The organism is Sedimentibacter sp. MB31-C6, assembly GCF_035934735.1.
In the GTDB taxonomy this organism is placed as follows: Bacteria; Bacillota; Clostridia; order Tissierellales; family Sedimentibacteraceae; genus Sedimentibacter.
Map to the genome: position 1 here is coordinate 1,160,704 of NZ_CP142396.1, position 26,929 is coordinate 1,187,632.

Annotated in this window: 23 protein-coding genes; 7 read left to right on the plus strand and 16 right to left on the minus strand. The window is 29.9% G+C overall.

What is annotated here, in order from left to right; all coding sequences use genetic code 11:
• Nucleotides 1-117 precede the first annotated feature (117 nt).
• The 3 genes from U8307_RS05585 to U8307_RS05595 form a co-directional block, all read right to left on the minus strand.
• Nucleotides 118-1,170, minus strand: a complete 1,053-nt coding sequence (locus U8307_RS05585; protein ID WP_326910934.1) for an FAD:protein FMN transferase — start codon at nucleotides 1,168-1,170, stop codon at nucleotides 118-120.
• 48 nt (nucleotides 1,171-1,218) lie between these two features.
• Nucleotides 1,219-2,316: a hypothetical protein gene (locus U8307_RS05590; protein WP_326910936.1), complete on the minus strand. Its 1,098-nt coding sequence runs from the start codon at nucleotides 2,314-2,316 to the stop codon at nucleotides 1,219-1,221.
• Nucleotides 2,317-2,612: 296 nt separating this feature from the next.
• A complete protein-coding gene (locus U8307_RS05595; protein ID WP_326910938.1) occupies nucleotides 2,613-3,383 on the minus strand; it encodes an IclR family transcriptional regulator in 771 nt (256 codons plus the stop codon).
• Between the two features lie 290 nt (nucleotides 3,384-3,673).
• On the opposite strand from U8307_RS05595, the gene U8307_RS05600 reads away from it, so the two are divergent.
• Nucleotides 3,674-4,243: a hydrolase gene (locus U8307_RS05600; protein ID WP_326910940.1), complete on the plus strand. Its 570-nt coding sequence runs from the start codon at nucleotides 3,674-3,676 to the stop codon at nucleotides 4,241-4,243.
• Between the two features lie 94 nt (nucleotides 4,244-4,337).
• Here U8307_RS05600 and U8307_RS05605 read toward each other — a convergent pair whose 3' ends face one another.
• On the minus strand, nucleotides 4,338-5,393 hold the full coding sequence (locus U8307_RS05605; protein ID WP_326911556.1) for an acyltransferase: 1,056 nt from the start codon (nucleotides 5,391-5,393) through the stop codon (nucleotides 4,338-4,340).
• A gap of 261 nt (nucleotides 5,394-5,654) precedes the next feature.
• Here U8307_RS05605 and U8307_RS05610 point away from each other — a divergent pair, with 261 nt between their 5' ends.
• Nucleotides 5,655-5,897: a helix-turn-helix domain-containing protein gene (locus tag U8307_RS05610; protein WP_326910942.1), complete on the plus strand. Its 243-nt coding sequence runs from the start codon at nucleotides 5,655-5,657 to the stop codon at nucleotides 5,895-5,897.
• Between the two features lie 50 nt (nucleotides 5,898-5,947).
• On the opposite strand, the gene U8307_RS05615 is transcribed toward U8307_RS05610, so the two are convergent.
• From U8307_RS05615 to dnaX, 4 genes are all read right to left on the minus strand, one after another.
• Entirely contained in the window at nucleotides 5,948-6,202 is a 255-nt protein-coding gene (locus U8307_RS05615; protein ID WP_326910944.1) for a DUF2508 family protein, read from the minus strand.
• Between the two features lie 82 nt (nucleotides 6,203-6,284).
• A complete protein-coding gene (recR, locus tag U8307_RS05620; protein ID WP_326910946.1) occupies nucleotides 6,285-6,881 on the minus strand; it encodes a recombination mediator RecR in 597 nt (198 codons plus the stop codon).
• Complete coding sequence (locus U8307_RS05625) at nucleotides 6,881-7,231, minus strand: YbaB/EbfC family nucleoid-associated protein (RefSeq protein WP_326910948.1); 351 nt, start codon at nucleotides 7,229-7,231, stop codon at nucleotides 6,881-6,883. Before U8307_RS05625 ends, recR begins: the two co-directional genes overlap by 1 nt.
• A 1-nt stretch (nucleotide 7,232) precedes the next feature.
• Nucleotides 7,233-8,891: a DNA polymerase III subunit gamma/tau gene (gene dnaX, locus U8307_RS05630; RefSeq protein WP_326910950.1), complete on the minus strand. Its 1,659-nt coding sequence runs from the start codon at nucleotides 8,889-8,891 to the stop codon at nucleotides 7,233-7,235.
• 159 nt (nucleotides 8,892-9,050) lie between these two features.
• Between dnaX and U8307_RS05635 the strand changes: the two genes are divergently transcribed.
• Complete coding sequence (locus U8307_RS05635; RefSeq protein WP_326910951.1) at nucleotides 9,051-9,791, plus strand: AIR synthase related protein; 741 nt, start codon at nucleotides 9,051-9,053, stop codon at nucleotides 9,789-9,791.
• Between the two features lie 112 nt (nucleotides 9,792-9,903).
• Here the strand turns inward: U8307_RS05635 and rpmE are convergent, their stop codons facing one another.
• Together rpmE and rho are read right to left on the minus strand one after the other, a co-directional pair.
• Nucleotides 9,904-10,101 carry a 50S ribosomal protein L31 gene (gene rpmE / locus U8307_RS05640; RefSeq protein WP_326910954.1) on the minus strand — a complete coding sequence of 66 codons (198 nt, stop codon included), beginning with the start codon at nucleotides 10,099-10,101 and terminating at the stop codon, nucleotides 9,904-9,906.
• Nucleotides 10,102-10,229: 128 nt separating this feature from the next.
• Entirely contained in the window at nucleotides 10,230-11,714 is a 1,485-nt protein-coding gene (gene rho / locus U8307_RS05645) for a transcription termination factor Rho (RefSeq protein WP_326910955.1), read from the minus strand.
• Between the two features lie 245 nt (nucleotides 11,715-11,959).
• Here rho and U8307_RS05650 point away from each other — a divergent pair, with 245 nt between their 5' ends.
• Genes U8307_RS05650 through U8307_RS05660 form a run of 3 tightly spaced genes read left to right on the plus strand, consistent with a single transcriptional unit; the run spans nucleotide 11,960 to nucleotide 15,092 of the window.
• On the plus strand, nucleotides 11,960-12,214 hold the full coding sequence (locus tag U8307_RS05650) for a (2Fe-2S) ferredoxin domain-containing protein (protein WP_326910957.1): 255 nt from the start codon (nucleotides 11,960-11,962) through the stop codon (nucleotides 12,212-12,214).
• Nucleotides 12,211-13,926, plus strand: a complete 1,716-nt coding sequence (locus U8307_RS05655) for a [Fe-Fe] hydrogenase large subunit C-terminal domain-containing protein (protein WP_326910958.1) — start codon at nucleotides 12,211-12,213, stop codon at nucleotides 13,924-13,926. Before U8307_RS05650 ends, U8307_RS05655 begins: the two co-directional genes overlap by 4 nt.
• Nucleotides 13,926-15,092, plus strand: coding sequence for a SpoIIE family protein phosphatase (locus tag U8307_RS05660; RefSeq protein WP_326910959.1), 1,167 nt, complete (start codon nucleotides 13,926-13,928; stop codon nucleotides 15,090-15,092). The genes U8307_RS05655 and U8307_RS05660 overlap by 1 nt, the downstream gene beginning before the upstream one ends.
• Before the next feature lie 33 nt (nucleotides 15,093-15,125).
• Here U8307_RS05660 and glpX read toward each other — a convergent pair whose 3' ends face one another.
• Complete coding sequence (glpX, locus tag U8307_RS05665; protein WP_326910960.1) at nucleotides 15,126-16,106, minus strand: class II fructose-bisphosphatase; 981 nt, start codon at nucleotides 16,104-16,106, stop codon at nucleotides 15,126-15,128.
• 250 nt (nucleotides 16,107-16,356) lie between these two features.
• Between glpX and U8307_RS05670 the strand changes: the two genes are divergently transcribed.
• A complete protein-coding gene (locus U8307_RS05670) occupies nucleotides 16,357-17,169 on the plus strand; it encodes a 3-keto-5-aminohexanoate cleavage protein (RefSeq protein WP_326910961.1) in 813 nt (270 codons plus the stop codon).
• Between the two features lie 55 nt (nucleotides 17,170-17,224).
• Here U8307_RS05670 and U8307_RS05675 read toward each other — a convergent pair whose 3' ends face one another.
• The 5 genes from U8307_RS05675 to uvrC all read right to left on the minus strand — a co-directional run bounded on the left by U8307_RS05675 (nucleotide 17,225) and on the right by uvrC (nucleotide 26,848).
• Nucleotides 17,225-18,286, minus strand: coding sequence for a D-alanine--D-alanine ligase family protein (locus U8307_RS05675; protein WP_326910963.1), 1,062 nt, complete (start codon nucleotides 18,284-18,286; stop codon nucleotides 17,225-17,227).
• Nucleotides 18,286-19,677 (minus strand): UDP-N-acetylmuramoyl-tripeptide--D-alanyl-D-alanine ligase, encoded by a 1,392-nt coding sequence (locus U8307_RS05680; protein ID WP_326910965.1) that lies wholly within the window; start codon nucleotides 19,675-19,677, stop codon nucleotides 18,286-18,288. Before U8307_RS05680 ends, U8307_RS05675 begins: the two co-directional genes overlap by 1 nt.
• 425 nt (nucleotides 19,678-20,102) lie before the next feature.
• Complete coding sequence (gene nifJ / locus U8307_RS05685; RefSeq protein ID WP_326910968.1) at nucleotides 20,103-23,663, minus strand: pyruvate:ferredoxin (flavodoxin) oxidoreductase; 3,561 nt, start codon at nucleotides 23,661-23,663, stop codon at nucleotides 20,103-20,105.
• Nucleotides 23,664-24,068: 405 nt separating this feature from the next.
• Nucleotides 24,069-24,977 carry an HPr(Ser) kinase/phosphatase gene (gene hprK / locus U8307_RS05690; RefSeq protein ID WP_326910970.1) on the minus strand — a complete coding sequence of 303 codons (909 nt, stop codon included), beginning with the start codon at nucleotides 24,975-24,977 and terminating at the stop codon, nucleotides 24,069-24,071.
• Between the two features lie 35 nt (nucleotides 24,978-25,012).
• Nucleotides 25,013-26,848: an excinuclease ABC subunit UvrC gene (gene uvrC / locus U8307_RS05695; protein ID WP_326910972.1), complete on the minus strand. Its 1,836-nt coding sequence runs from the start codon at nucleotides 26,846-26,848 to the stop codon at nucleotides 25,013-25,015.
• Nucleotides 26,849-26,929: the final 81 nt, after the last annotated feature.

A 26,929-nucleotide genomic window follows, 5' to 3' on the forward strand; every position in this document is an offset into this window, starting at 1 on the left:
TATGAACAACTTATGCGGATTACTTATACATTTTATTATAATTATTACATAGTGTCAACAAATCATTAATAGTTCATTATAAATAAAAAATGAACACTCTCTATTTTTAGATAATGTTCATTCTTTTATTAAAAGTTCAAAGTTTTCACTGTATTTAATTGTTTTATCACTAAAAACCCACATGGCTTCAGTATTTGAAATATTATTAATAATTTCTATACCTTCTTCATACGGCATACTAAAAATAGCAGTAGAAAGTGAATCAGCTTTTCCTGAGTCATCACAAATTATAGATACAGAAGCGAAATACTCTGAAGGAAATAGAGTTTCAGAATTAATAATATGATTATATTTTTTACCATCAACGGTATAATATCTTTCATAATTTCCACTTGTAACAAGAGATTTATCTTTAAGTGTTACTATTTTCAATATTGATTCTTGACTATTAATATCAGGATTTTGTACTCCAACATTCCAATCTTCACCTGTACTTATGTTATTGCTTATGGCAATTACATTTCCTCCGACAGATAAAAGTCCTGATGTAAGTCCCGCTTCTTTTACTATTTTACTTACTTCACCAGCAGCATATCCTTTAGCAATAGCACCAACATCCAAACTCATTTCTGAATCTTTTAGAAAAACTGTCGACTCATCTTCATTAATGATAATGTCCTCAATATTCGTATGTTCATTAGCTATTTTAAGTTCATCAATAGAAGGTAGTTTTGCATTTTTAGGATCTTCAACTCCATTGTTTCGATATTCATGCCAAATTTTTAAAACAGACCCAAAAGCAATATTTGTTTTACCATCTGTAACTTTATACTCTTCTATTGCAAATTTGAGTAAATCTATAATTTTTTCATCAACTTTAACTGGAGCTATACCTGCATTGTCATTTATTGTCTTAATATTGTTAATACCTTCATAATCATTATAAATGTCATAAAGCTCATGATACTCTTTTAAGTTATCATAAACATTCTGTGCATATTCAGTAAATTCTTCCTCACTATCGGCATATCCAACAATCCTTGTAGCTGTGTCAAAAAGCAATAAAAACTCAGCCTCATAGCGAGTTTGCGTTTTTCCGTCACTCTTACAAGATGTAAGACTGCTGATAAGGATAACTAAAAATATTGTCGATACTACTTTTTTAATCAAAATATCACCTTCTTGAAAAAAAGAGGTAGATAACTACCTCTCAAGTTACTATTTAGATGTTGCTTCAGCCTCTTCAATTATATACTGGAATGAACCGATTCCTACAGTAACAGAACTTGTTAAATCTTCTTCAGTAGCATGCCCAGATTCATCAACTGATAAACCTGTAACTTCTTCAATAGTTTTTCCAACTACATATTTTGAAAATGCATCAGCTTGCTCGTTCCACTCTTTACCTATATCTGATACACCTTTCATCCCATAATCTTCACCTAATTCATTTTTAGTCAATACAGGAGCTGTTAAATCAGAAGTTATTTTTCCTTCTGCATCAAAGTTTACATTTGCCTGAGAAGCATCTATAATACTACTTGTAATTACACCATCTGCATCAAAAGTAGTAGCTGTATAATTTGAATAAGCTTGTGCTAAACCATCTTCTTCTCCAGCATCTTTAGACTTTGCTATTGTAGTTTCTATTCCTAGTCCTAATTTATCTTCTGCTTCTGCTCCTAAATATTGAGCATTATTCATAGCTTTTTCAATAGCTTCAATATATGAGCTTACTTTAATTGTAACAGATGATGTCAAGTCTACTTCAGTTGGTACTCCAGATTCATCAACTGTTATTCCCTTTACTTCTTCTAATGTCTTTCCAACTACATATTCTGCAAGAGCGTTAGCTTGTTCATTCCACTCTCTTCCTAGTGAAGAAGCACGTTTCATTCCATATTCAGGTCCTAATTCTTGTTTTGATTTGTAATCTTCACTTACATCAGAAGTAATTATTCCTTCATTAGAAAAATTTATTTTGGTTTGTGCTGTATCTATAGCAGCTTTTACTATTTTACCTTCTTGGTCTACTGTAACTGCAACAACTACTGAATCTGACTGACCTACTCCGTCTTCTTCTGCAGCATCTTTAGATTTTTCAACTGACGTTATAACTGCTAATCCAGTTTTTACAGAATTTTCATTATCTGGTTCATCAACTGGTTCTTCTGTATCTGTTTCATCAGAAGGTTCTTCTGTATCTGGATTTTCCACAACTGGATCCTCTGTAGGTGGTTCTTGATCTTGTGCACATCCTACAAATAAAAATAGGGACATTGTTAAGATCAATGTTAATAATATAATTTTTTTCATTTTATTCCTCCATAAGCATTTTTAATTTATATAAAACAGCGTTTGCTGTATATACCGGCGTTTACAATATTAGCAAATTGTATTTATATAGTCAACATATTTTTATTGGAAATAATGACTATGCATTAAAATTTAGCTAAATTTTAACAAAGTATTTTGTATAAATTACTTTAAATTTTAAAACATATATCTTATTTTAAACAAAATTGCTTTTATTTATATTAAATATATAAAATAATTTTTCATTCAGCATTGCCGAATGGCGTTCTGATATATAGCCTTATAAAAAGGATATGCTAATGATATCCTCTATATCCTATTTCTTTAGAAATTTCCTTTGCTGCCTCACTAATAACTGTTATAGCTTCATTTATTTTTTCATTATTAAATCTAATTGCGGGTCCGGTAACACTTAATCCATATTTGGCTTTACCACTGTAATCATAAATTGGTGCAGCTACACAAAATAACCCAACAACATTTTCTTGATTGTCAATAGCAAACCCATTTTCTTTAATTTTTCTTAAATCCTGCATAAGCTTGTCCCTATCAGTTATAGTATATGGAGTTACTGCTTTTATTTTTTCAGGTATTATTTTCAAAAGCTTATCTTCATCTAAATTAGCAAGCATTGCTTTACCGTCAGCAGTATAATAAGCAGGAATTCTAAATCCAATTTTAGTTGATGTTTTTATTGATCTGGTGCTTTCCTTCTTAAATACATACACAACCTCTGTCCCATCTAGTATTCCAATATGAACAGTTTCATCAAGTTTTTGACTTATTTTATCAATTATTGGATATGCAATATTTCTCACATCCATCGAATTGATAACTAAATCACCTAGTTCTATTAAGTAAAGTCCTAATCTATATTTTTGAGTGTTATTATCCTGGTCAATTAAACCGTTATATTTTAATGTATTTATTATACCATGGACTGTACTTTTATTTAGACCTAACATTTCAGAAATTTCTGACAATTTTAGTTCACTTCTACTTTCTGAAAAGCACTTTAAAACAGAAATAGCTCTATCTATTGATTGTACTCTTCCAACATTTCTCATATTATCCCTTTTTGATTTAAGAATAGCATATTTTTAACAATAAATCAATGGTATTTTTTATGAATAATTTTTATGTTTAAACATAACTCACTATATATTATTTGTAATTTTACTTGATTTACCTGTATTTGAACTCATATTAATATAACTATTTGTAGACAAATTTATGAAAATAAGATAGAATTATACTAATATAACATTAGAATTTGATTATTTTTATTCAATACAAAATATAAAGTTATAAATCTATTTATATAATTTATAAAATTTCTAACAGAAAGGATAATAAAATGAGTAATATTACAAAAGACGAAGCATTAAATTTATTAAAAGAGTATAACAAAGATGAATTCCACTTACAACATGGTGAAACAGTTGGATTTGTAATGGAATATTTTGCAAAGAAACTTGGCTATGAAGAAGAAGCAGATTTCTGGGGAATTGTAGGTTTACTTCATGATTTAGATTTTGAAATGTATCCCGAAGAGCATTGTGTAAAAGTTCAAGAAATTTTAAAAGAAAAAAACATTGACGAAAAATTAATTAGAGCAATAGCAAGTCATGGATATGGCCTAACTAAGGCTGATATAAAACCAGAACATACTATGGAAAAGGTACTATTTGCAGTAGATGAACTTACAGGACTTATTGGAGCTGCAGTATTAATGAGACCTTCGAAAAGCGCTTCTGATTTTGAAGTTAAATCTTTAAAGAAAAAATTTAAAAGTACTAGCTTTGCTGCTGGTTGCTCTAGAGAAACAATTAAAGATGGCGCTGAAATGCTAGGATGGGACTTGAATTATTTGTTTGAACAAACTATTTTAGCAATGAGAGAATATGAAAAAGCAATTCAAAGTTAATAAATAAATTTAGGTTATCCTAAATTTAATAAAGAATCTCTTGTAATTAGTTACGAGAGATTCTTCGATTCTTTCTTAAGAATATAATAATATTTTAATGAGAAGTAACTGGTACTTTCTTTCTTTTTTTCAGCTTATTCTTTATGGCTACATAAATAAGACTCATAGCAACTGTCACTGGAATTACTGTTGCAAAGTATATTAATATTCTAGTTGTAACAGATAGAATCCCCTTATTTGTAGTGTAAATTGTCATTATAGTTAATATTAGTGGATGCATCAGATAAATATAGTAAGAACTTTGACCAAACAATTTAATAAAACTGTAAATATTTTTTAGCCAATCCTTTAAAATTAAACCAATATAATAAACGAAAAACACTGATACTGTAGAGAATAAAAACCACACAATAGTATATATTATCAAATCATAATAAGATACTATTGAATAAGCTAAAGCAATAATAATATATCCAACTATTACTAAAATACTATTCTTTTTTAACCACATAGTAAACTTATCATATTCAAGAGTTACAAAAATTCCTAACATATAAAAGAACATATATTTTAAAAATATTCTATCTGATAACTCAAATCTTATATATTCAACACACAAAGCAGTAATTATAGCTGATATAACTAATACCATAACCCTATTTTTAGAATTTTTTATTAAGTTATAAAATACTGGACCTAATATATAAAGTTGCGTAATGATTATTACAAAATAAAGATGATAAGACATAGTACCTTGAAACATACTCTTGGTAAAAAACTTTATATCAAAACCATAATATCCAAATCTTATATATGCCATATAATAAATTACACACCATACTACATATGCTACAAGAAGTTTAGATAATCTTTTCTTTAAAAAATCAAAATATTTAAATTCTCTATTGCCATTCCTGTATCCATAAAAGCTTGTCACACCACTTAGGAATATAAAAACTGGAGTAGTGAATTTTAAACTTCTATTTAATAGTAACATCAACATGTGAGGAAAACTACCATGTATATAATCCGTAACACCTGTAGCAGTAATATGAACTATCATAACAGCAAAACATGCAATAAACCGCATGTAATCAAGCTCATATAATTTTTCTCTTTTCATAAAAAGCTTGTCTGTATTTGAAATCATCAATATCACATCTCTTTCTTTAGTATTGCAAATCTCAGTTTAACATTAAACTTACATAAATGCAATGAAAAAATACTTTACAAATTGTTTAAATATGTATTCTTTAAAAGCATAAATATACATCAACTAAACATTATTTCTTGCATTTATGCATTATTTATAAGTTATTATGGTATTTTATAATTTATTTACGTTTTAGCGTATACGTTTTTGCGAATTTATAGTATAATAATACCATAAATATTTATATGGAGGGATATCATGAGTGTAAAAGAAGCTGTCATAAGTAGAATTGATGAACTTTGTCTAGAAAAAGGGCTGGCAGTGAACAAACTTGCTAATTTATCAGGGATTACACCATCTACTGTTTATAGTGTTTTTGATTTAGATAGAAAAGATGTAGGAATTGTTCTCATCAAGAAAATATGCGATGGGTTAGAAATCTCACTTAAGGATTTTTTCTGTTCAGAAATATTTGATGGTTTAGATCAAGAACTTATATAATAATATAAAATAAATAAGGGCGCTTAATGCGTCCTTCACTATAAGCATCCTTAATTTGTATTATCATTTTTTATTTGTTTTAATAAATATGTAAATTTCTTCTCTGCTGCAACTACATTATAAATTGCATAATCAACTAATTCAGGTTCAGATACATTTTCAAAAATATTTTTTGCCTCTTCCCATTCTTTTCTAGCCTTTTCTATATTAATATATATATTATCTTTAGGCTCTTCTTTTTTTTGTGAAACAACTTCATTAACTAAATCCCTAAAACATAATTTTTTATTATTTACATCACTCATGGAAAAAACCTCCTATCTATTATATTATAGACAAAAGGTTCCTTTTTATTCATTTGCTAAATAAAATTTAACAAATATGTATTTAAAATTCACGTCTACCTTCTAAAGCACGCATCAGTGTAATTTCATCTGCATACTCAATATCTCCTCCAACAGGTATACCATGAGCTATACGAGTTACTTTAATTCCTATCGGTTTTATTAGTCGTGAAATATATACTGCAGTTGCTTCTCCTTCGATTGTAGGGTTAGTTGCAAGTATTACTTCAGAAATATCTTCATTGAGTCTGCTAATTAAATTTTTAATATTAATATCATCTGGACCAATACCGTCAAGTGGTGATATAGTTCCATGAAGTACATGATAAACACCATTATACTCTTTGGTACGCTCCATAGCAGCAATATCTCTAACATCTTCTACAACACAAATAGTAGATTGATCCCTTTTAATATTACTACAAATATTGCAAATATCACTTTCTGACATATTTCCACATGTCTTACAGTGCTTGGTAAGTTTTTTTGCATTTACAATGGCTTTAGCCAATTCAACTACGTCGTTTCCCTTCATATCCAATATATGAAATGCTAACCTCTGAGCTGATTTCCTTCCAATTCCAGGAAGCTTCGAAAATTCTTCTATTAGCTTAGTTATTGGTTGAGTATATTGTTCCATTAGAATAACCCTGGAATATTTACTCCGCCAGTTACTTTTTTCATTTCACTATCCATCATTTCATCAGCTTTTCTAAAAGCTTCATTAATAGCAGCAACTATCATATCCTCAAGCATTTCTACATCATCTTTGTCTACAACCTCAGGATCTATTTTAACTTCTAAAAGCGATTTTTTACCTGTTACTTTAACAGTTACTGCTCCACCACCTGAAGAAGCTTCTACTTCTTTCTGTTCAAGTTCGCTTTGCATTTCTTCCATTTGTTTCTGCATTTTTTGAACCTGTTTCATCATATTGTTCATATTTCCGCCACCTGGCATACCCATTGGCATTCTTCTACCTTTACCCATTCTAATCCTCCTGATTAAATTCTACTTTGTCTTCACCAAATTCATTTTTTAAATCTTCATATATATCTTCTATGGTTTGTTTAGGCTTATTGTTTTTTTCAGATGTTTTTAATATAAATTCTACTTCACATTCAACATTTAAAAAATCACTTAAAACCTCCTTAAACTTCAATTTGTTTTTAGGTTGGTTAGCTGCATTTATATGAAATGTGAATTTTGGATCAAATTCAAATACTGCTTTACTATTTATAACTTCTATTAATTTAGATTCTCTTATAATAGCTTGAAGTCCTGCATTTTCACTTCTGATTTTCTTTAGAATTATTTGCCATCCATTTATAATAGCATTGTATATTGATTCATCGTCTTTATTTTCACTTACTTTTTTAACTGATTTTAAAGATTCCTTATTGCTTTTTAAAGGTTGTTCTTCTTTTCTTTTCACTGTAGTTGTTTTTTGTTTTTGTTTAGGAGTATGAGTTATCTCCTCACGTACGAAAGATTGACTTCCATTTTTAACTCCCATTTCAAGCTTTTCAATCCTCATTAACAAATCATTAATATCAATATAATTAACTGATTTAAGCATTTTTATTAGTCTTGTTTCTAATAATATTTTAGGATTTAGTGCCCTTTTACATTCAACTTGTGTTGATGATAATTCCTCAATATAATATACAATTTCATCTATTGATAATTTTTGACTTTCAGCTTTTAACTCAAGTGCAGTATCCTCTGGTATTCTTATTAAATTATCTGTGGATTCAGTTGTTTTAATAATAAGCATATTTCTAAAAAAAATTATTAATTCATCTAAAAAATAAATTAACTCTTTTCCACTATTTAATATATCATCAACTAAAACCATAGTGTTTTCGACATCTTTTTTCATTATTGCCCTGGCGACTTCTATAATTACTTGATAATTTACTGTACCAAGTAAGTTTATCACAGTATCATAATCAATTTTATCCTCATTGAAAGACACACATCTATCTAATATACTTAAAGCATCTCTCATAGCTCCTTCTGAATTAGCGGCTATAAGCTTTAATGCTTTTTCTTCATAATCAACATTAATTTCTTTGCATATGTTTTTCATATTTTCTACAATTACAGATGATTTAATTCTTTTTAAGTCGAATCTCTGACATCGTGACAAAATTGTCGCAGGTATTTTATGTGGCTCTGTTGTTGCTAATATAAATAGCAAATGCTCTGGTGGTTCCTCTAAGGTTTTTAGTAAAGCATTAAATGCACCTTTTGACAGCATATGTACTTCATCTATTATATATACTTTATATCGACTACTAACAGGAAGAAATTTAACCTTATCTCTTAACTCCCTAATATCATCAACACCATTATTTGAAGCAGCATCCATTTCTATTACATCCATGTTGGTTTCATCAAGTATGCTTCTGCAAACTTCGCATTCGTTACATGGGTTTCCTTTTTCATTATTAAGACAATTTACCGCTCTAGAAAAAATTTTGGCAGTTGATGTTTTTCCTGTGCCCCTTATTCCGCTAAATAAGTAGGCATGGGCAATATTATCTGTCATTATCTGATTTTTTAATGTTTTAGTAACATGTTCCTGACCTAAAACGTCATCAAATATTCTAGGACGAAATTTCCTGTATATAGCTTGATGAGACATTATTACCACCTTACCTTAAATCATACTTATATTATTGATATTTTAGATAATTATAGCATAAAAAAATATAATGCACAACTTTAAATATTCATTTATAAGCTATGGCAATATGTAAAAAACTGTGTTAAGATTATCATATAATTAGTGAAGGAGTTTACTATGGAAATAACACAGATAAGGGATTTAACAGTAATTAACATTGACAAAGACAGGTATTTAGGTGTCGCTTGTGATTCATGTGGCGCAATTGGTTATAAGGAGCAGGATATAGTAAAGGCTTCTCCTCAACTTACAGCATATCACACAGCAAAAGTAGTATTTGCTGAACTTATGAGCATGGGATTCAAACCAATTCTTTTGTCAAATGGCCTTGCAGTTGAAATGAACGATACAGGAAAGCATCTGATAGAAGGATTTAACGAAGCTATTTCTAAACTCAGAACTTCAAATGTTCATTTAACAGGAAGTACTGAAGAAAATATAATAACTGTACAAACTTCTATGGGCATAACTTGTATTGGAATATGCCAAAAAAATAAATTAAAATATAAAAAAACAAATAAAAATGATTTTTGTGTTCTAATTGGGTTGCCTTTAGTAGGAAATGAAGTCGTTAATAATCCGGAAAGTGTAATGGATATAGAAGATTACGAAAGCTTATATCTTTGCAATTTCATTAAAGAAATATTACCTATAGGTTCAAGGGGAACAAATTCTGAATTAATGGATATGTGTAAATACAACAACTTAAATTTTAAGTATTATGATAAATTATCTACGGATTTAAATAAAACAGGAGGACCATCTTGTTGCTGTTTAGTATCTATAGATAAAAATGATATTAAAAAAATAAAAAGCTTAACTGATAAGCCTTTTGAAATATTAGGAGAATTTTATTAAATTCTTAGGTTGCAGATAGTTTTCGAATCATCTTAAAAGATAGCTGAAAATCACAAAAAGGCAAATCCGAGACAATTGCTTCAGATTTGCCAAAAAGTTTAAAAGTAAAATTTTACATGCCGTATTTTTTCTTAAATCTGTCAACTCTTCCGCCTTTATCGATAAACTTTTGTTTACCTGTAAAGAATGGATGACACTCTGAACATATTTCAACTTTGATTTCGTCCATTACTGAACCGGTTTCAAAAGTATTTCCACATGCACATTTAACTGTTACTGTTTTATAATCAGGATGTATTCCTTTTTTCATCCGTTTCACCTCTTTCTCACTTTATATGAATTTTATTATCATCAATTTACTTCAAACATTATAACATATGGTTTTATAGATTACAATATTTTTTTATATGTATAAATCTTAACATTTTCTAGGGTTATTTATAGAAAATCGCTTTTCATTTTATCTATATTCAACAATGTTGATGATGATTGTTCAATAAATTCATCATTTGTTTTAGTTTTTATTAACCCATCTATAATTCTTTCTGTTACATCTGCAACTGAAAAATTACTCAATACTTTTCTTAACTGCCAAATTGTCTGCATCTCATTTGGATTTAACAATAGTTCTTCTCTTCTTGTGCCTGATTTGTTAATATCAATTGCAGGAAATACCCTTTTTTCAGAAAGTTTTCTATCAAGATGTATCTCCATATTTCCAGTACCTTTAAACTCTTCAAAAATCAAATCATCCATACGACTTCCTGTTTCAACAAGAGCGCTAGCAAGTATTGTCAAACTACCACCATTTTCAATATTTCTAGCTGCACCAAAAAACCTTTTCGGTCCATATAATGCTCCTGGATCCAATCCTCCTGATAAAGTTCTTCCGGTAGGAGTTATAGTAAGGTTATAAGCTCTTGCTAACCTTGTTATACTATCTAGTAAAATCACAACATCTTTACCTTGTTCAACGAGTCTTTTTGCTCTATCCAAAACCATTTCAGCAACTTTAATATGATTTTTAGGTAACTCGTCAAATGTTGAATAAATAACATCTCCCTTAACACTTCTTTTCATGTCTGTTACTTCTTCCGGTCGTTCATCTATTAATAGCATTATTATTTCTATATCTGGATAATTTTCAGCTATACTATTTGCTATATTTTTCAATATTGTTGTTTTACCTGCCTTTGGTGGCGCAACAATCATACCTCTTTGCCCTTTTCCTATTGGTGCAATCAAATCTATTATTCTCATTGTGATTTCTATTGGTGACTTTTCCAGTTTGATTCTATTATTAGGATATATTGGAATGAGTGATTCGAAATCTTTTCTATTTCTGGCATGCTCAGGATTTTCATCATTGACTTTATTAACATATAATAGAGCTCTAAATTTTTCACTTTGTTTTGGAGGTCTTGTAATACCAGTAACTTTGTCTCCAGTTTTTAAATGAAATCTTCTAATTTGAGAGGGGGAAATATATACATCTTCATCGCTGGTTAAATAATTATGTATTCTTAAAAAACCATACCCATCAGAATGTGTTTCCAAAACACCTTCTACATTTACAACTTCCTCACTAGATTCTATTTCTTCAATAATTTTTTCTGGTAAATCTTTTTTTTGATTATTTTTCCTTGAAACCTGCTTTTGTTCATTTTCAAAATCTTTTAATTTCTTAGCTTTTTCAACAAACTTTACCTTTTCATTTCCTTCTTTTACTACTTTCTTTTCACTATTAACATCGTTAATTAAATCTTTATCATATTCAGATTTATTGGTATCTTCATAAATAATATTTTTCAATTTTAGTAATAATTCTTCTTTTTTATATTTATAAGCATTATGAATTCCTTTTGATTTCGCTAGCTCCTTAAGCTCAGAAACCTTTAAATTGGATAATTCGGTTTTATCCATAAACACCTCCACGCATTGAATTGTTACAACATTATAGGGAAATAAAGGCGAGATTTTGATAAGTATGATAATAATATCATTAACTTTATTCTAAGTCAAGAATATATTTTTATGTTAATATTTACTTAAGAATTTACAATATATAGATATTAACAATAAGTTAAATTTTAGACAAAATATTGACTTTAACACATAAACGTTTATAATGGAAGTAAGCTTAACTAATTTATAATCAGAGGTATAAAATGGTCGAATTAAGCATTTGCGTGGGAAGCGCATGTCATTTAAAAGGTTCTTATGAAGTTATAGAAATATTTAAGAAGTGCGTAAGAGATAGAAATTTATTTAACGAAGTGGAAATCAAAGGAGCATTCTGTCTTGGTCGCTGCACAGAGGCAGTTTCTGTTATGTTCAATGATAAAATTTATTCTGTTAATCCAGAAACAGCTGAAAGCTTTTTCAATGATATTATTATTAAAAGTATGAGGAATTTAACATGAGAATACTAGATTTTTATCCTACTAATTGCAAAAATTGTTATAAATGTGTAAGAAATTGTTCTGTTAAGGCTATTAAAATGATTAATGACCAAGCCCAAATCGTTGAAGAAAAATGTATTGCTTGTGGAAAATGTGTTTTGGTATGCCCTCAAAACGCAAGAAATATTCATAGTGACTTGGATAATGTTTTAAATGCCTTTAATAATGGAAAAAAAATCATTGTATCTATTGCACCGTCATATATTGGTGTTTACGAAGAACCATATAAACTTATATCTGCTTTAAAATATTTAGGTGTTCATTTAATAGAAGAAACAGCAATTGGTGCTGAACATGTATCAAATCTTTATAAGGAATACTTAGAAAAAACTAATTTAGAAAATGCTATAACAACTTGCTGCCCTTCAGCTAATATGATGGTACAAGCATATTACCCAGAACTTATTAAATATTTAATACCATTAGACTCTCCTATGATTTTTCATAGTAAAATGATTCGAAAACGTCACGGAAATGATGTGTATATAGTTTTTTTAGGTCCTTGTATTGCTAAAAAATGCGAAGCTTATAAATACCAAATTTCCGGAATTATAGATGCTGTAATTTCCTTTGAGGAACTCGATAAATGGTTTGAGTCCAAAAATATTGATATTTCTTCTTTTGAAGAAACTCATCCCGACCTTGAAGGTAACTTCGTCGGTAAAAAATATCCCTTACATCAAGGTGTGTTGTCAGGTATGAATGATGTATTGCTTGAAAATAATTTTACTCCAATATCTGTGTCAGGAACAGATGATTTGATAGGGGTATTTGAATCTATGTCTAAGGGAGACTTGAACAATGTATGCATTGAAGCTAATACCTGTATAGGTGGATGTATCGGAGGACCAGCCGTCCCCAAAAAAAGTAAAAATGTTTATGTAAGAAAAACTAATGCTAAAATTAAAATTGAACCTTCAAAAAAACATAAATATAAAAACTATACCTCTGAAGAAAAAAATTTAAATTACACTAGAAATTTCAGAAACAAAGAATATATACTCCCTCCATATACTGAAGATGAAATAAGAAAGATTTTAGAAAAATCGGGAAAACATTCAGAGGCTGATGAACTAAATTGTGGCGCATGTGGATATGATACATGTAGAGAAAAAGCTATATCAGTAATAGAAGGTCTATCACACCCTCAAATGTGTATGCCTTACATGAGAAGTGAGGCAGAAAAAATATCAAATATATATTTCAAATATTCACCAAGTGTAATAATTATTGTAGATTTAGATTTGAAAATACTAGATTTAAACCCTTTAGGCGAAGAAGTCTTTAAAACTAAAATTAATAATATACGAGGTAATCATGTTTCATCAATAATTCCTTACAATGATTTTAAAATAGTTTTAAGTACAGAAGAAAACATTATTGGTAAAAAATTATCTCTTGATAATTATGGTGTAATTATGAATGAAAGTATTATATATCTCCCTAAAAACAAAATACTATTCTGTATATTAAACGACATTACTACTGATGAATTTAAAAAGGAACAAATTATCAGCATGAAGCTTAATACTTTAGAAACAGCTGATAGGGTAATTGAGAAACAAATGAGAGTTGCACAGGAAATCGCAGGTTTATTAGGTGAAACTACTGCTGAAACGAAGGCAGCTCTTCTCAAGCTTAAAAAAGTTGTGTTAGAGGAAAGTGAAGACTAATGGAACGATTTTTAGATATTAATTACAAAAGCATAAATAAATATGGAGAAGAACTTTGCGGAGACAATGTAGAATTCATCAACAGTGATAATGGTTGTATAATAGTTTTGTCTGATGGCTTAGGTAGTGGTGTTAAAGCGAATATTTTAGCAACAATGACTACTAAAATTGCTGTTACTATGCTTGAAAATGATGCTACAATAGATGATACAATTGATACAATAATAAATACACTTCCTGAATGTAAGATTAGAAAACTAGCTTATTCAACTTTTACAATAATCAAAATAGATAATGATTATAATGCTTATATTGCAGAATATGATAATCCACCTTACTTTTATTATTCTAATAAAAAAAGTATGCCTATTGAAAAAAGAGAAAGAATTATAGATTCTAGAAAAATTTACGAGTCCAATATTCAACTTAAATTAGGAGATACTCTTTCTATCGTAAGCGATGGTGCTATTCATGCTGGTATTGGTCAAATGCTTAACCTAGGATGGTCATGGGATGAAATTAATAACTATTTAGAGGATCTTAACAATGTAAATCGTTCAGCACAATTAATTAATGGTAACTTTATAGGTGTTTGCAATAATTTATACAACAATAAACCTGGTGATGATACTACAATCCTTACTATTAAGGTAAGAATGCCTGAAATATTAGATATATTTATTGGTCCTCCTGCAGATAAACAATCGGATGCCATTTTAGGACAAATAATGAAATCAAGTGAAAATATGAAAATTATATGTGGAGGAACTACTGCATTAATTGCTGAAAGGGAATTAGGCAAAGAACTTCAAGTGGACCTTGATTCTATTAAAGACGATGTTCCGCCATTAGCATATATGGAAGGCTTTAATCTTATTACTGAAGGTGTATTAACTCTTGGTAAAACACTAGAAAATATTAAAAAATGTAATAAGACTAACTTTGAAGATTTAGTAGACTTTGATGATTATGATGGCTGCTCACTACTAACAAAGTTTTTAACTGAAATAAGTACACATATAAATTTTTATATCGGACATGCCGTAAACCCTGCTCATCAAAACCCAAATTTTCCTACTAGCTTCAATATTAAGCAAAAAATAGTAGATGATCTTATAAAAGAATTGAAAAAAACAGGGAAAAAAATCACTACAACATATCTATAATAAAACAACTCCTTTTTGGAGTTGTTTTTAATATTATTTTACATATGCATATTTTGGTTTTTTGTCTAATGCATGAATAGTATCAATGAATCTTATTGTACCTGACTTCGAACGAGTAACCATAGAATAAGTTTTTGCTCTATTATCTGACAAATATCTAACACCTTTTAATAATTCACCATCAGATACTCCAGTAGCTGCAAAAATAACATCGTTACCTTTGGCTAAATCCTCCATCGTTAGAATTCTATCCCACTTTTCCTGTCCAGCCATTTTTTTACATCTTTGTTCTTCTTCTTCTGACTCTGGAATTAATATCCCTTGAAATTCGCCGCCTAAGCATTTCAAAGCAGCAGCCGCTATTACGCCTTCAGGTGCTCCACCCTTACCTATCATCATATCAACACCAGAGTTATCAAAACATGTGGCAATTGCTGCAGCGACATCTCCTTCACCAAACAATTTGATTCTTGCTCCTATATTTCTTGCTCTATTTATTAAGTCATGATGTCTTTCTCTATCTAGCATTGTTACTGTAACTTCTGTAATATCTTTATTTAAAGCCTTAGCAACATTATATAGATTTTTTTCAATTGAAGCTGTTATATCAATGTGCCCAGCAGCTTTTGGACCAACTGCAATTTTATGCATATACATATCCGGTGCATGAAGCAGACATCCTTTTGGTGCCACAGCCACTACAGCCAATGCCCCAGGTAAACCCTTTGCAATTAATTTTGTACCATCAAGAGGATCCACAGCAATATCTATTTCAGGTGAATTTTCCTCCCATGTACCGATTTTTTCACCTATATAAAGCATTGGTGCTTCATCTAATTCACCTTCGCCTATTACGACAGTGCCTGAAATATCTAGTACTTGAAACATACTTCTCATTCCGTCTACTGCTGCCTGATCTGCTATTTCTTTATTTCCTCTTCCAAAATATTTACCTGAGCCTAGTGCTGCTGCTTCTGTAACTCTAACTATATTCAATGCTAATTCTCTATCCACAACTTGTTCTCCTTTAATCTTATTCAATATTTAGTATAACATATATTTGTTTTTTCGCAAATTATGATGTAATATTTATGTTAAACGAATATTAATCTTTTATAGTATATCATCGTAACAAAACATTGTCTATTTTTTTAAAAAATAATTTATTTTTTTTTAATTATTAATTATTAGACATTCAATTGACTATACTATTTAAATATTGTAAAATAATAGTAGGCAAAAAATTATAAAAATGGAGGTTACTATGGAAAAATTAATTATCACAGCCTGTCTTACAGGAGCAGAGGTTACAAGGGAACAGCAGCCAAATTTACCTATTTCACCAGAAGAAATTGCAGAAGCTGCATATCAGTGTTATTTGGCAGGTGCTTCAATGGTACATGTTCACGCAAGAGATGCAGAAGGTAATCCGACACAAGATTATGCTGTTTACAAGGAAATTAAGGAAAAGACTGCAGAAAAATGCAACATTATTTTCCAACCATCTACTGGTGGAGCTACTTGGCATACACCAGAGCAAAGAATGCAACCAATTGAACTAAAACCAGAAATGGCAACACTTAGCATGGGAACATGCAACTTTGCAGATGATGTTTTTATGAACACTGAAGAGAATATTAGAATTTTTGCAAAAAGAATGAATGAACTAGGAGTTAAACCTGAATTAGAGTGCTTTGAAAAAGGAATGGTTGATACAGCTGTTCGTATGGCTAAAAAAGGTATCATTAACACTCCAATGCACTTCGATTTTGTTCTTGGTGTACCAGGTGCAATGGGAGGAGAACTTAGAGATTTATTGTATATGGTTGATTCAATACCAGCAGGTTCTACATGGACTGTAGCAGGTGTTGGAAGATATCAACTTCCATTAAATATGGCAGCTATAATTCTTGGAGGCCATGCTCGAACAGGATTCGAAGATAATATTTATTATAAAAAAGGTGAAATTGCAACATCAAATGCTCAATTAGTTGAAAGAGTAGCTAACTTGTCTAGGGAATTCGGACGTGAGGTAGCTACACCAGACGAAGCAAGAGCTATTTTAGGATTAAAATAAAATAATTGTAGGGTGCGCATATAATGCGTTCCCTACAACATTTTTTCTGCAATTATTATTTATCTATTGCTAACTCTACTAGTTTAACAATCAAATCCTTATATTCCATACCTATTTTCTTAAGCATAGATGGATATCTACTCAAATCTGTAAGACCTGGAATTGTATTTATTTCATTAAGAATTATTTTATTATCTAAAGTTACAAACATGTCTATTCTAGACATTCCTTTACAGCCTAAAGCTTTATAAACTTTTTCAGCAATTTCTTTTGCTTCTTGTTTTAACTCATCGCTAATTCGTGCAGGACAGTAAATTTTAGAATTGTGCTGACTATACTTTTCAACATAATCAAAAAAGTCATTTTTTGTATCTATTTCATCTACTTCCCCAATTATCAATTCATCATTACCAATTACAGCACATCCAATTTCAAAACCTTCTATCATTGTCTCAATAACAACCTTATTATCATATTCAAAGGCTTCCATTATACCCTTTTCAAATTCATCGTAATTTCTGATTTTGCTTATTCCTAAGGATGAACCATTGTTAGCAGGTTTAATAAACATAGGAAGGGAAAGTTTTTCTAAAGCTTCATCATACAGTTTTTTAACATTAAGTTTATTACTATTTACAGCTGCAATATAAGGTGCTGTCTTAATTCCAGCCATTTCACAAATTACATGAGTAAACTCCTTGTCCATAGAAACTGCTGAAGATGTCATATCGCATCCTACATATGATATTCCAGTCATTTGACATAACCCTTGAATAGTTCCATCTTCTCCATTTCTACCATGAAGTACTGGAAAGATACAGTCTATATCTATTTTTTCATAAGTATTTTTATCCTCATTTAACTTAATTAGTCCTTTAAATTGACTATCCATACTTAATAATACAGGACTTAATTTTTCTTTATGCCATGTATCATTATATACCTTATCAGCATCACCTTCATAATGTAACCATTTCCCATCTTCTGTAATTCCTATTAACGTAACATCGAATTGTTCTTTTGGAACATTTTTAATTATTGCTGCTGCTGAATGCAAAGATACTGTGTATTCACTTGATTTTCCTCCAAATAATATTGCCAATTTTATTTTATCCATTAATTATCCTCCTTTGTTTTTAACGTATTTACTATATATTCAAGTTTTAAAAATCTTGAACCTTTAATGAGTATAGAACAATTTTGTTCTAAAAAGTTACTCAAATATAATGTAGCTTCTTCTTTAGTATCAAATTCTGTAATATTTGCAATGCTAGTATTCTCCCTAGCACCTTTTGCTATAAATTTAGCCTCTGCACCTATTGTAATAAGTTCATCTATTTTAACAGATGATAGATACTTTCCAACATTATAATGAACTTCATGACTCATTTCTCTATAGCCTAACATATCACCAAGAATGACAATCTTTTTATCACTTTTAAAAAGTTTAAATATATCAAGGGCAGTTTTAATGCTATCAGGGTTAGATTTATAACAATCATTAAGTATTGTACTATTCTTAATTTTAATAACTTCATTTCTTAATCCGGTCTTCTCTATTTTTAATAGTCCAAGACGTATTTCTTCATAATTCATACCTAGTTCTTTAGCAGCTAAGATAGCAGCCAGAGCATTGAGTGCCTGATGTTTTCCTAGCATTTCCATATGTAGTTCATCGCAATTTTCATCATTAATTTTAAATGTAATCCCTTGAATATCTTCATGAAATTCTTTAAGCCATAAAGTATTATCTTCCCTAATGCCGAAGTTCTCTTTTCTTATTTTGCTACTAATTTGTGTATTATCAACAGTATCTTGAATTAATGGATCGTCACCAAAATATATGAATAAACCATTGCTTTTTATTCCATTTACTATTTCGAGTTTAGATTTTGCAATTTCTTCTACTGAAGGAAAATTGTCTATATGTACAGGTCCAACACTTGTAATAATTCCAATATCTGGCTTAACTAAATGAGTTAAAAAATCTATTTCACCAGCTCTTTCCATACCCATTTCAATTACCGCGACTTCACAATCTTCATCCAAACCCAGTAATGTATAGGGTACTCCTATTTCAGTATTATAGTTGCCAACAGTTTTCTGTGTTTTATATTTTTGAGATAACACACCTGCGGTTATGTCTTTAGTTGAAGTTTTACCATTGCTTCCTGTTATACCTACTATTTTTGTCTTTAATTGATTTCTATAAGCTAATGCTAAATCTTGTAATCCTTTTACTGTATCATCAACTAAAATAACAGCTATATCAGTTGGAGGATTGGGTTCATTTTTATTCCACAAGGTTGCAATTGCTCCCTTATTTATTGCATCATTAATATAACAATGACCATTTGTAGTCATACCTTTTATAGGAATAAAAAGATTATATTCCGTAACATTTCTTGAATCTATACTAACGCCGTTTATGCATTTATCTAAATTACAGTTACCTAAACATTCTGCATCTAATATATTAACTATATCTTTAATCTTAATTTTTATCATATTAAATTTTCTCCTAATTTTAAATGATATTTATGTAAAAATTTCTCGTTTGACATAATGTAATGTTATGTGAATGAATTGTTATAAAATAATTATTAACTAATTATATTGTAATTTCATATATTTATCAAGGGTAAAATAAAGAAGTAAAAAAGGCAAAAGACACTAACAACATATTCTCTTTCTTCTTTACCAAGAGCTGTTACTTTCAATGTAACGACTGTATCTCCTTCTGTCGCTAATTCAGCTTCAGCAGTATATACTACGCCACCATCATCAGCTAGCGAATTTGTAAATCAAAAACCTATTTTCCACTACCTGAAAATAATTCTATAATTGGTATCAAGTTAATCTATATATGACAAAAACATAAAAAAATCCCAAATAATAAATTTGGGATTTTCTAATACACGTTGCCTATTTTTTTAGTATTTCATTTCAGCCATTCTCTTATAGCCTTCGTATCTATCTTTTGCATCAGCTTCTGCTTTAGCATATAATTCTTCTGCTGTTTCTGGGAATGAACCTTTCAACGATGCGTATCTTACTTCTCCATCTAAGAATTCTCTAAATGAAGTCTTAGGTGCTTTAGAATCTAATATAAATGGATTCTTACCTTCTTCTTTAAGAGCTGGGTTATATCTATATAAATGCCAGTATCCTGATTCAACAGCTTTCTTTTCTCTGTCTACAGTTTTACCCATTCCTACCTTAATACCATGATTTATACATGGAGCATAAGCAATTATCAAAGATGGTCCGTTATAACTTTCTGCTTCTTTTAAAGCTTTTAAGTATTGATTTTTATCTGCACCTATTGCAACTTGTGCTACATATACATAACCATATGTTGATGCTATCATACCAAGATCTTTTTTCTTAACTTTCTTACCAGATGCAGCAAATTTAGCAACAGATGCGGTTGGAGTTGCCTTAGATGACTGTCCACCTGTATTTGAATAAACTTCTGTATCTAATACAAGTACATTAACATCTTCTCCTGATGCTAATACGTGATCTAATCCACCATAACCTATATCATAAGCCCAGCCGTCTCCACCGATAATCCATTGAGATTTCTTAACTAGAAAGTCTTTTTTGTCTATAATATTATTTATATCTTTTGCACATTCATCACAAGATTTAAATTCCTTTAATGCGTTAAGAACTTTTTCAGAAGCAGCTTTTGATTCTTCTGCTAAATCTTTATTTTCTATCCACTGTACAAAAGTATCTTTTAATTCTTGAGGTATATTCATATTAACTAATTTTTCCATTGATAGTTGAATACTATCTCTCATTTGTTTAACAGCTGTTGCCATACCTAAGCCATATTCTGCATTATCTTCAAATAATGAATTACCCCACGATGGACCTCTACCATTTGCATCCTTTGTATATGGAGTAGCTGGTGCTGATGCTCCCCAAATTGATGAACATCCTGTAGCATTTGCTATCATCATTCTATCACCAAATAATTGAGTAATAGTTTTAACATATGCTGTTTCTCCACAGCCTGCACAAGCTCCCGAGAACTCAAAATATGGTTTACAGAACTGACTACCTTTTACTGTTACTTTATCAAATAAGTTATCTTTAATAGTAACTTTTTCTATTGCATATTTCCAATTTGGAATTCCTTCTTCAACTTCTTCTGCTATTGGAGTCATCACCAATGCTTTATTCTTTGCAGGACATATATCAGCACAGTTACCACAACCAGTACAATCTAATGTGCTTATTTGAAGTCTGTATTCTAAACCATCTAATCCCTTACCCATAGCTTTTATTGTTTTAAAGCTTTCCGGAGCATTAGCTTTTTCTTCTTCATTCAATAAAGTTGGTCTAATTACAGCATGAGGACATACAAATGAGCATTGATTACATTGAATACAATTTTCTGGTATCCATTTTGGAACAGTAGTTGCAATACCTCTCTTTTCGTATGCAGCTGTACCTGCTGGGAATGTACCATCTTCTATGCCTACAAATGTACTTACAGGAAGTTTGTCTCCTTCTTGTCTATTCATTACATCTGCAACATTTTTAATAAAGTCTGGTTTTTCTTCTTCAGTAAATGGAACTGCTAACCCGCTATTAACTTTAGTTTCATCTTTAGCATTTTTCCATGATTCAGGTACTTCTATTTTAACTAATTCAGTAATTCCTTTTTGTACAGCTTCTTTATTCATGTTGACAATAGCATCACCTTTTTTACCATAAGACTTAACAATTGCATCATTTGAATATTTAACTGCATCCTCAACTGGAATTACTTCTGCTAACTTAAAGAATGCTGATTGCATAATCATGTTAGTTCTGTTACCAAGCCCAATTTCTTGCGCTATTTTTGTAGCATTAATTGTATAAAAATCAATATTATTATCAGCCATGTATTTTTTCATTTTAGCTGGTAAATTAACATCTAATTCTTCAGGAGACCATAAAGTATTTAATAAGAATTTGCCACCTTTTTTAAGTCCTGTCAATACATCATACTTATCTACATATGATTGTTGTGACAATGAAACAAAATCAGCTTCATCTATTAAATATGTTGATTTAATTGGTGATTTACCAAATCTTAAGTGTGATACAGTTACACCGCCTGATTTTTTGGAATCATATGAGAAATATCCTTGAGCATACATATTAGTATGATCACCGATAATTTTTATAGCGTTTTTATTAGCTCCAACTGTTCCATCTGAACCAAGTCCCCAGAATTTACATCTTACTGTACCAGGTGCTGAAGTATTTATAACTGCTGGAGTTTCTAATGATTTGAATGTAACGTCGTCTACTATACCAATTGTGAAATCATTCTTTGGTTCGTCTGTCTTTAAATTATTGTAAACTGAAATTATTTGAGCTGGAGTAGTATCTTTTGAACCAAGCCCATATCTACCACCAACTATAATTGGTTGGTCTTTTTCTCCATAATATAAAGATTTAACATCTAAGAATAATGGCTCACCAACTGAACCTGGTTCTTTACATCTATCTAATACTGCTATTTTCTTAACAGTTTTAGGTATAACATCAAAGAAATATTTTGAAGAGAAAGGTCTATATAAATGTACTATAACTATACCTACTTTTTCACCTTTTGCATTCAAATAATCAATTACTTCTTCTGCTGTTTCAGTAACTGAACCCATCGCAACTATTATATTTTCTGCATCTGGTGCACCATAATAATTGAAAGGTTTATACTCTCTACCAGTAATTTTACTTATTTCTTTCATATAATCTGCTACTGCATCAGGTACTTCATCATAGAATTTGTTAGAAGCTTCTCTAGCTTGGAAGAAAATATCTGGATTTTGTGCAGTTCCTCTTGTTTCAGGATGTTCCGGATTTAATGCTCTTTTTCTAAATTCATTTACTGCATCCATGTCAACTAGTTTTGCAAGGTCTTCATAGTCAATTGTTTCGATTTTTTGAACTTCATGAGAAGTCCTAAATCCATCAAAGAAATGAACAAAAGGAACTCTTGTTTTAAGAGTAGCCAAATGTGCAACTCCTCCAATATCCATAGCTTCTTGGACACTACTAGAAGCAAGTAATGCAAATCCTGTTTGTCTTGTTGCCATTACATCAGAATGATCTCCGAAAATAGAAAGGGCATGTCCTGCTATTGCTCTTGCAGAAACATGAAATACTGCTGGTAATAATTCTCCTGCTATTTTATACATATTTGGAACCATTAACAACAATCCTTGTGAAGCCGTATATGTAGTTGTTAAAGCACCTGCTTGTAAAGATCCGTGAACCGCACCTGCAGCTCCACCTTCTGATTGCATTTCAACAACTTTAACAGTTTGGCCAAATATGTTCTTTTGACCATGAGCCGCCCATTCATCTGCTAACTCAGCCATTGGTGAAGAAGGTGTTATTGGAAATATAGCAGCTACATCAGTAAAAGCATATGATGCATATGCAGCAGCTGTATTTCCGTCCATAGTTTTCATAACTTTTGACATTTATAATTCCTCCTATTTATATATTTATTTTTTTAATAAATAATTAAAAAATATTGTAAATTTAATTCAATATCCTTAAATATTATACCTTATGAAAAAGTGAATTGCAACTACATATATGTAACATTTTGTCCACAATTACTTTTTTTGCTATTCCAAATTTTCTTAAAACGTCCCAATGCATTATATTTATAGTATTTTTTGCATATTTAAGATTTGTGCAATAATTATAGAAACTTCAATTTTTGCAAGTTAACAAATTATCAATTCAATTACAGATAGAAGCTTAGAAATAATGTGAATTTTTATTCATTTGATGTATTCACGTTTAATAGCCTTAATTCTATATATAATAAAGTAATGCACCTATAGTAATAAATTCTTTTTGATAGCCACAACGAATTATTATATTAAACTACGAAATCTTTTATTGTACATTTCTAGTGGATTGTATCCTAAAAGTTTTTGTCTATAATTTTTAGCTGCAATTTCAATAATTGCAGATATATTTCTTCCAGGTTTCACCGGAATAACTATTGCAGGTACGTTTATACCTAAAATTTCAAAGAAATAATCGTCAGATCCTATTCTATCATATTCTTTTGTTTCATCCCAATCCTCAAGTTCAATGCCTAATTCTATATATTGTTCTAATTTTATAGATCCTACGCCGAATAAATGTTTTATGTCTAAAATACCTATTCCTCGTATTTCCATTAGATGCTGGGTTAATTCTGGACATGTGGCTTTTAATCCGTTGTCCATTTTTTTAATAATAACAGCATCATCTGCTATTAATCTATGTCCTCGATTTATAAGTTCAAGGGAGGTTTCACTTTTCCCAATGCCACTTTTCCCTTTTATAAATACGCCTACACCAAAAACCTCTAAACATACACCATGTTTTGTAGTTTCCTCAGCCAGCTCTTCCTCAAGGTAGTTTATCATTATATTTACTAATTTATCGGTTTTTGCTTCTGTTTTAAATACAGGTCTATTATACTTTTTTGCATAAAATATCATTGTGTCATCCACTTCCATATCATTTGCTACAATAAGTGCTGGTATTGGATAACTAAATAATTTATCTAATCTTTCTTTTTGAATATCTTCATCAAGGGTTTTAAGATAATACCATTCTGTTTTTCCTATTATTTGAACCCTCTCAAAAGAAAACCAGTCGAAATAACCCGCTATTTGAAGACCAGGTCTAACGATTTCAGAAGTATAAATCCTTGATTGAATATCTAGAGGATAATAGACAGGTTCAAGACCAATATTACTTACTAAATCTTCTAGCTTTACATATTGCATTTTGTTACCATCCCTTTTTTGTAAATTGCATTCAATTACTTGTTAAAATAATTGAATACAGACTCTGCTGCTCTTTTATTCATTCCTGGAGCATTTACTAATTCATCTATACTTTTAGTTTTTATATTTTCAACTGAACCAAATTTCCTTAATAAGTTAATTTTTCTTTTCTCTCCAATATTTTCAATATTATCAAGTTCTGATTTAAATAATGTTTTATCTCTCAAATTCCTGTGATACTCTATTGCAAACCTGTGAGCTTCCTCTTGTATCCTGTAAATTAACCTATATACTATATCTGTTTTCTTTAATTCAATTTCCTGACCATTATAAATAAGACCCTTAGTAGTATGTTTGTCATCTTTAATCATTCCACAAATTGGAATTTTTATACCAAAGTTCTTAATAACACTTTCTGCTATACCGACTTGTCCCTTGCCTCCGTCTACTAATATTAGGTCTGGCATTTTATTAAAGCCATTCATGTCTTGGTTTATGCTTAACCCTCTATTAATACGTCGTTCTAAGACTTCTTCCATACTTTTATAGTCATCTGGTCCTTTTACCGTTTTAATTTTAAAACGTCTATAATTACTTTTGCTAGGTATTCCTTTTTCAAATACCACCATTGAACCTACAGACTCTACACCTTGTATATTAGAAATATCATATGCTTCTATTCTGGCAGGTATCTCTTCTAATTGTAATAAGTCTTTTAGATTTTCTACAGCATGCATACTTTCATCAAGATTTCTCTTAATTCTCTGACTTCCTTTTTCAAGAATTTCAAGTGCATTTTTCTTTATCATCTTTATCAGCATGCTCTTTTCTCCTTTAGAAGGAACTTTAACAGAAACTTTATTGCCTCTTTTTTCTGACAAGGCTTTTTCAAACAGTTCAATATCATCTATTTCTGTTTCAATATATACTTCTTTTGGCACATATACTGTACCTGTATAAAATTGAGTTAAAAAAGAACTAATAATTTCTTGTCTTGTTTCATTTTCTATATTAGTTAATAGATAATGCTCTCTCCCTATAATTTTACCATTTCTTATAAAGAAAATTTGTATACATGCTTCTTCAATGCCTATTGCACTTCCTATTACATCCTGATCAATAATAGAAGTAGTTGAAACAATTTTTTGTTTTTCAGTAATTAATTCTAGGGCCTTGATTTGATCCCTATACTTAGCTGCCATTTCATAATCAAGATTTTCTGAAGCTAAAATCATTTTTTCTTTTAAAGATTCAATTATTTCCTCTTCCTTGCCAGATAAAAAATTTATGGCTTTATTCACTTCTTCTCTATATTCTTCATAATCTACGTTACCCATACAAGGAGCAGTACATCGATTAATATGATAATTTAAACAAGGTCTTTTATTTTTTCTTGACCCATCAAGTTTTAGTGAACATTTTCTCAGCTTGTACAAACTCCCAATAATATCTATTATTTCATTAACTGCGTAATTACTAATATATGGACCATAATACTTAGCTCCATCTTTTTTAACTTCTCTAACTTTATAGATTCGCGGATATTTTTCCTGTACAGAAATCTTTATATATGGATATTGCTTGTCGTCCCGTAGTAGTGTATTATATTTTGGTTTATACTTTTTTATGTAATTTGCTTCAAGTATTAAGGCTTCTACTTCATTATCAGTAATTATATATTCAAATTCAGCTATATTTCTAATCATGGCCTTTATTTTACCGGAATGATTCTTAGACTGAAAGTATTGCCTAACTCTCTTTTTTAAATTTTTCGCTTTACCCACATATATTATTTCACCAAATTCATTTTTCATTTGATATACCCCTGGATTGTCGGGTACATTCTTTAGTTCTTCCTGTATATTAAACATTTTAACCTCGCTAAACGTATAAGTATATTATATCACATTTGTCTTAATTCAAACATAATATTTTCTAATAATTATTAATTT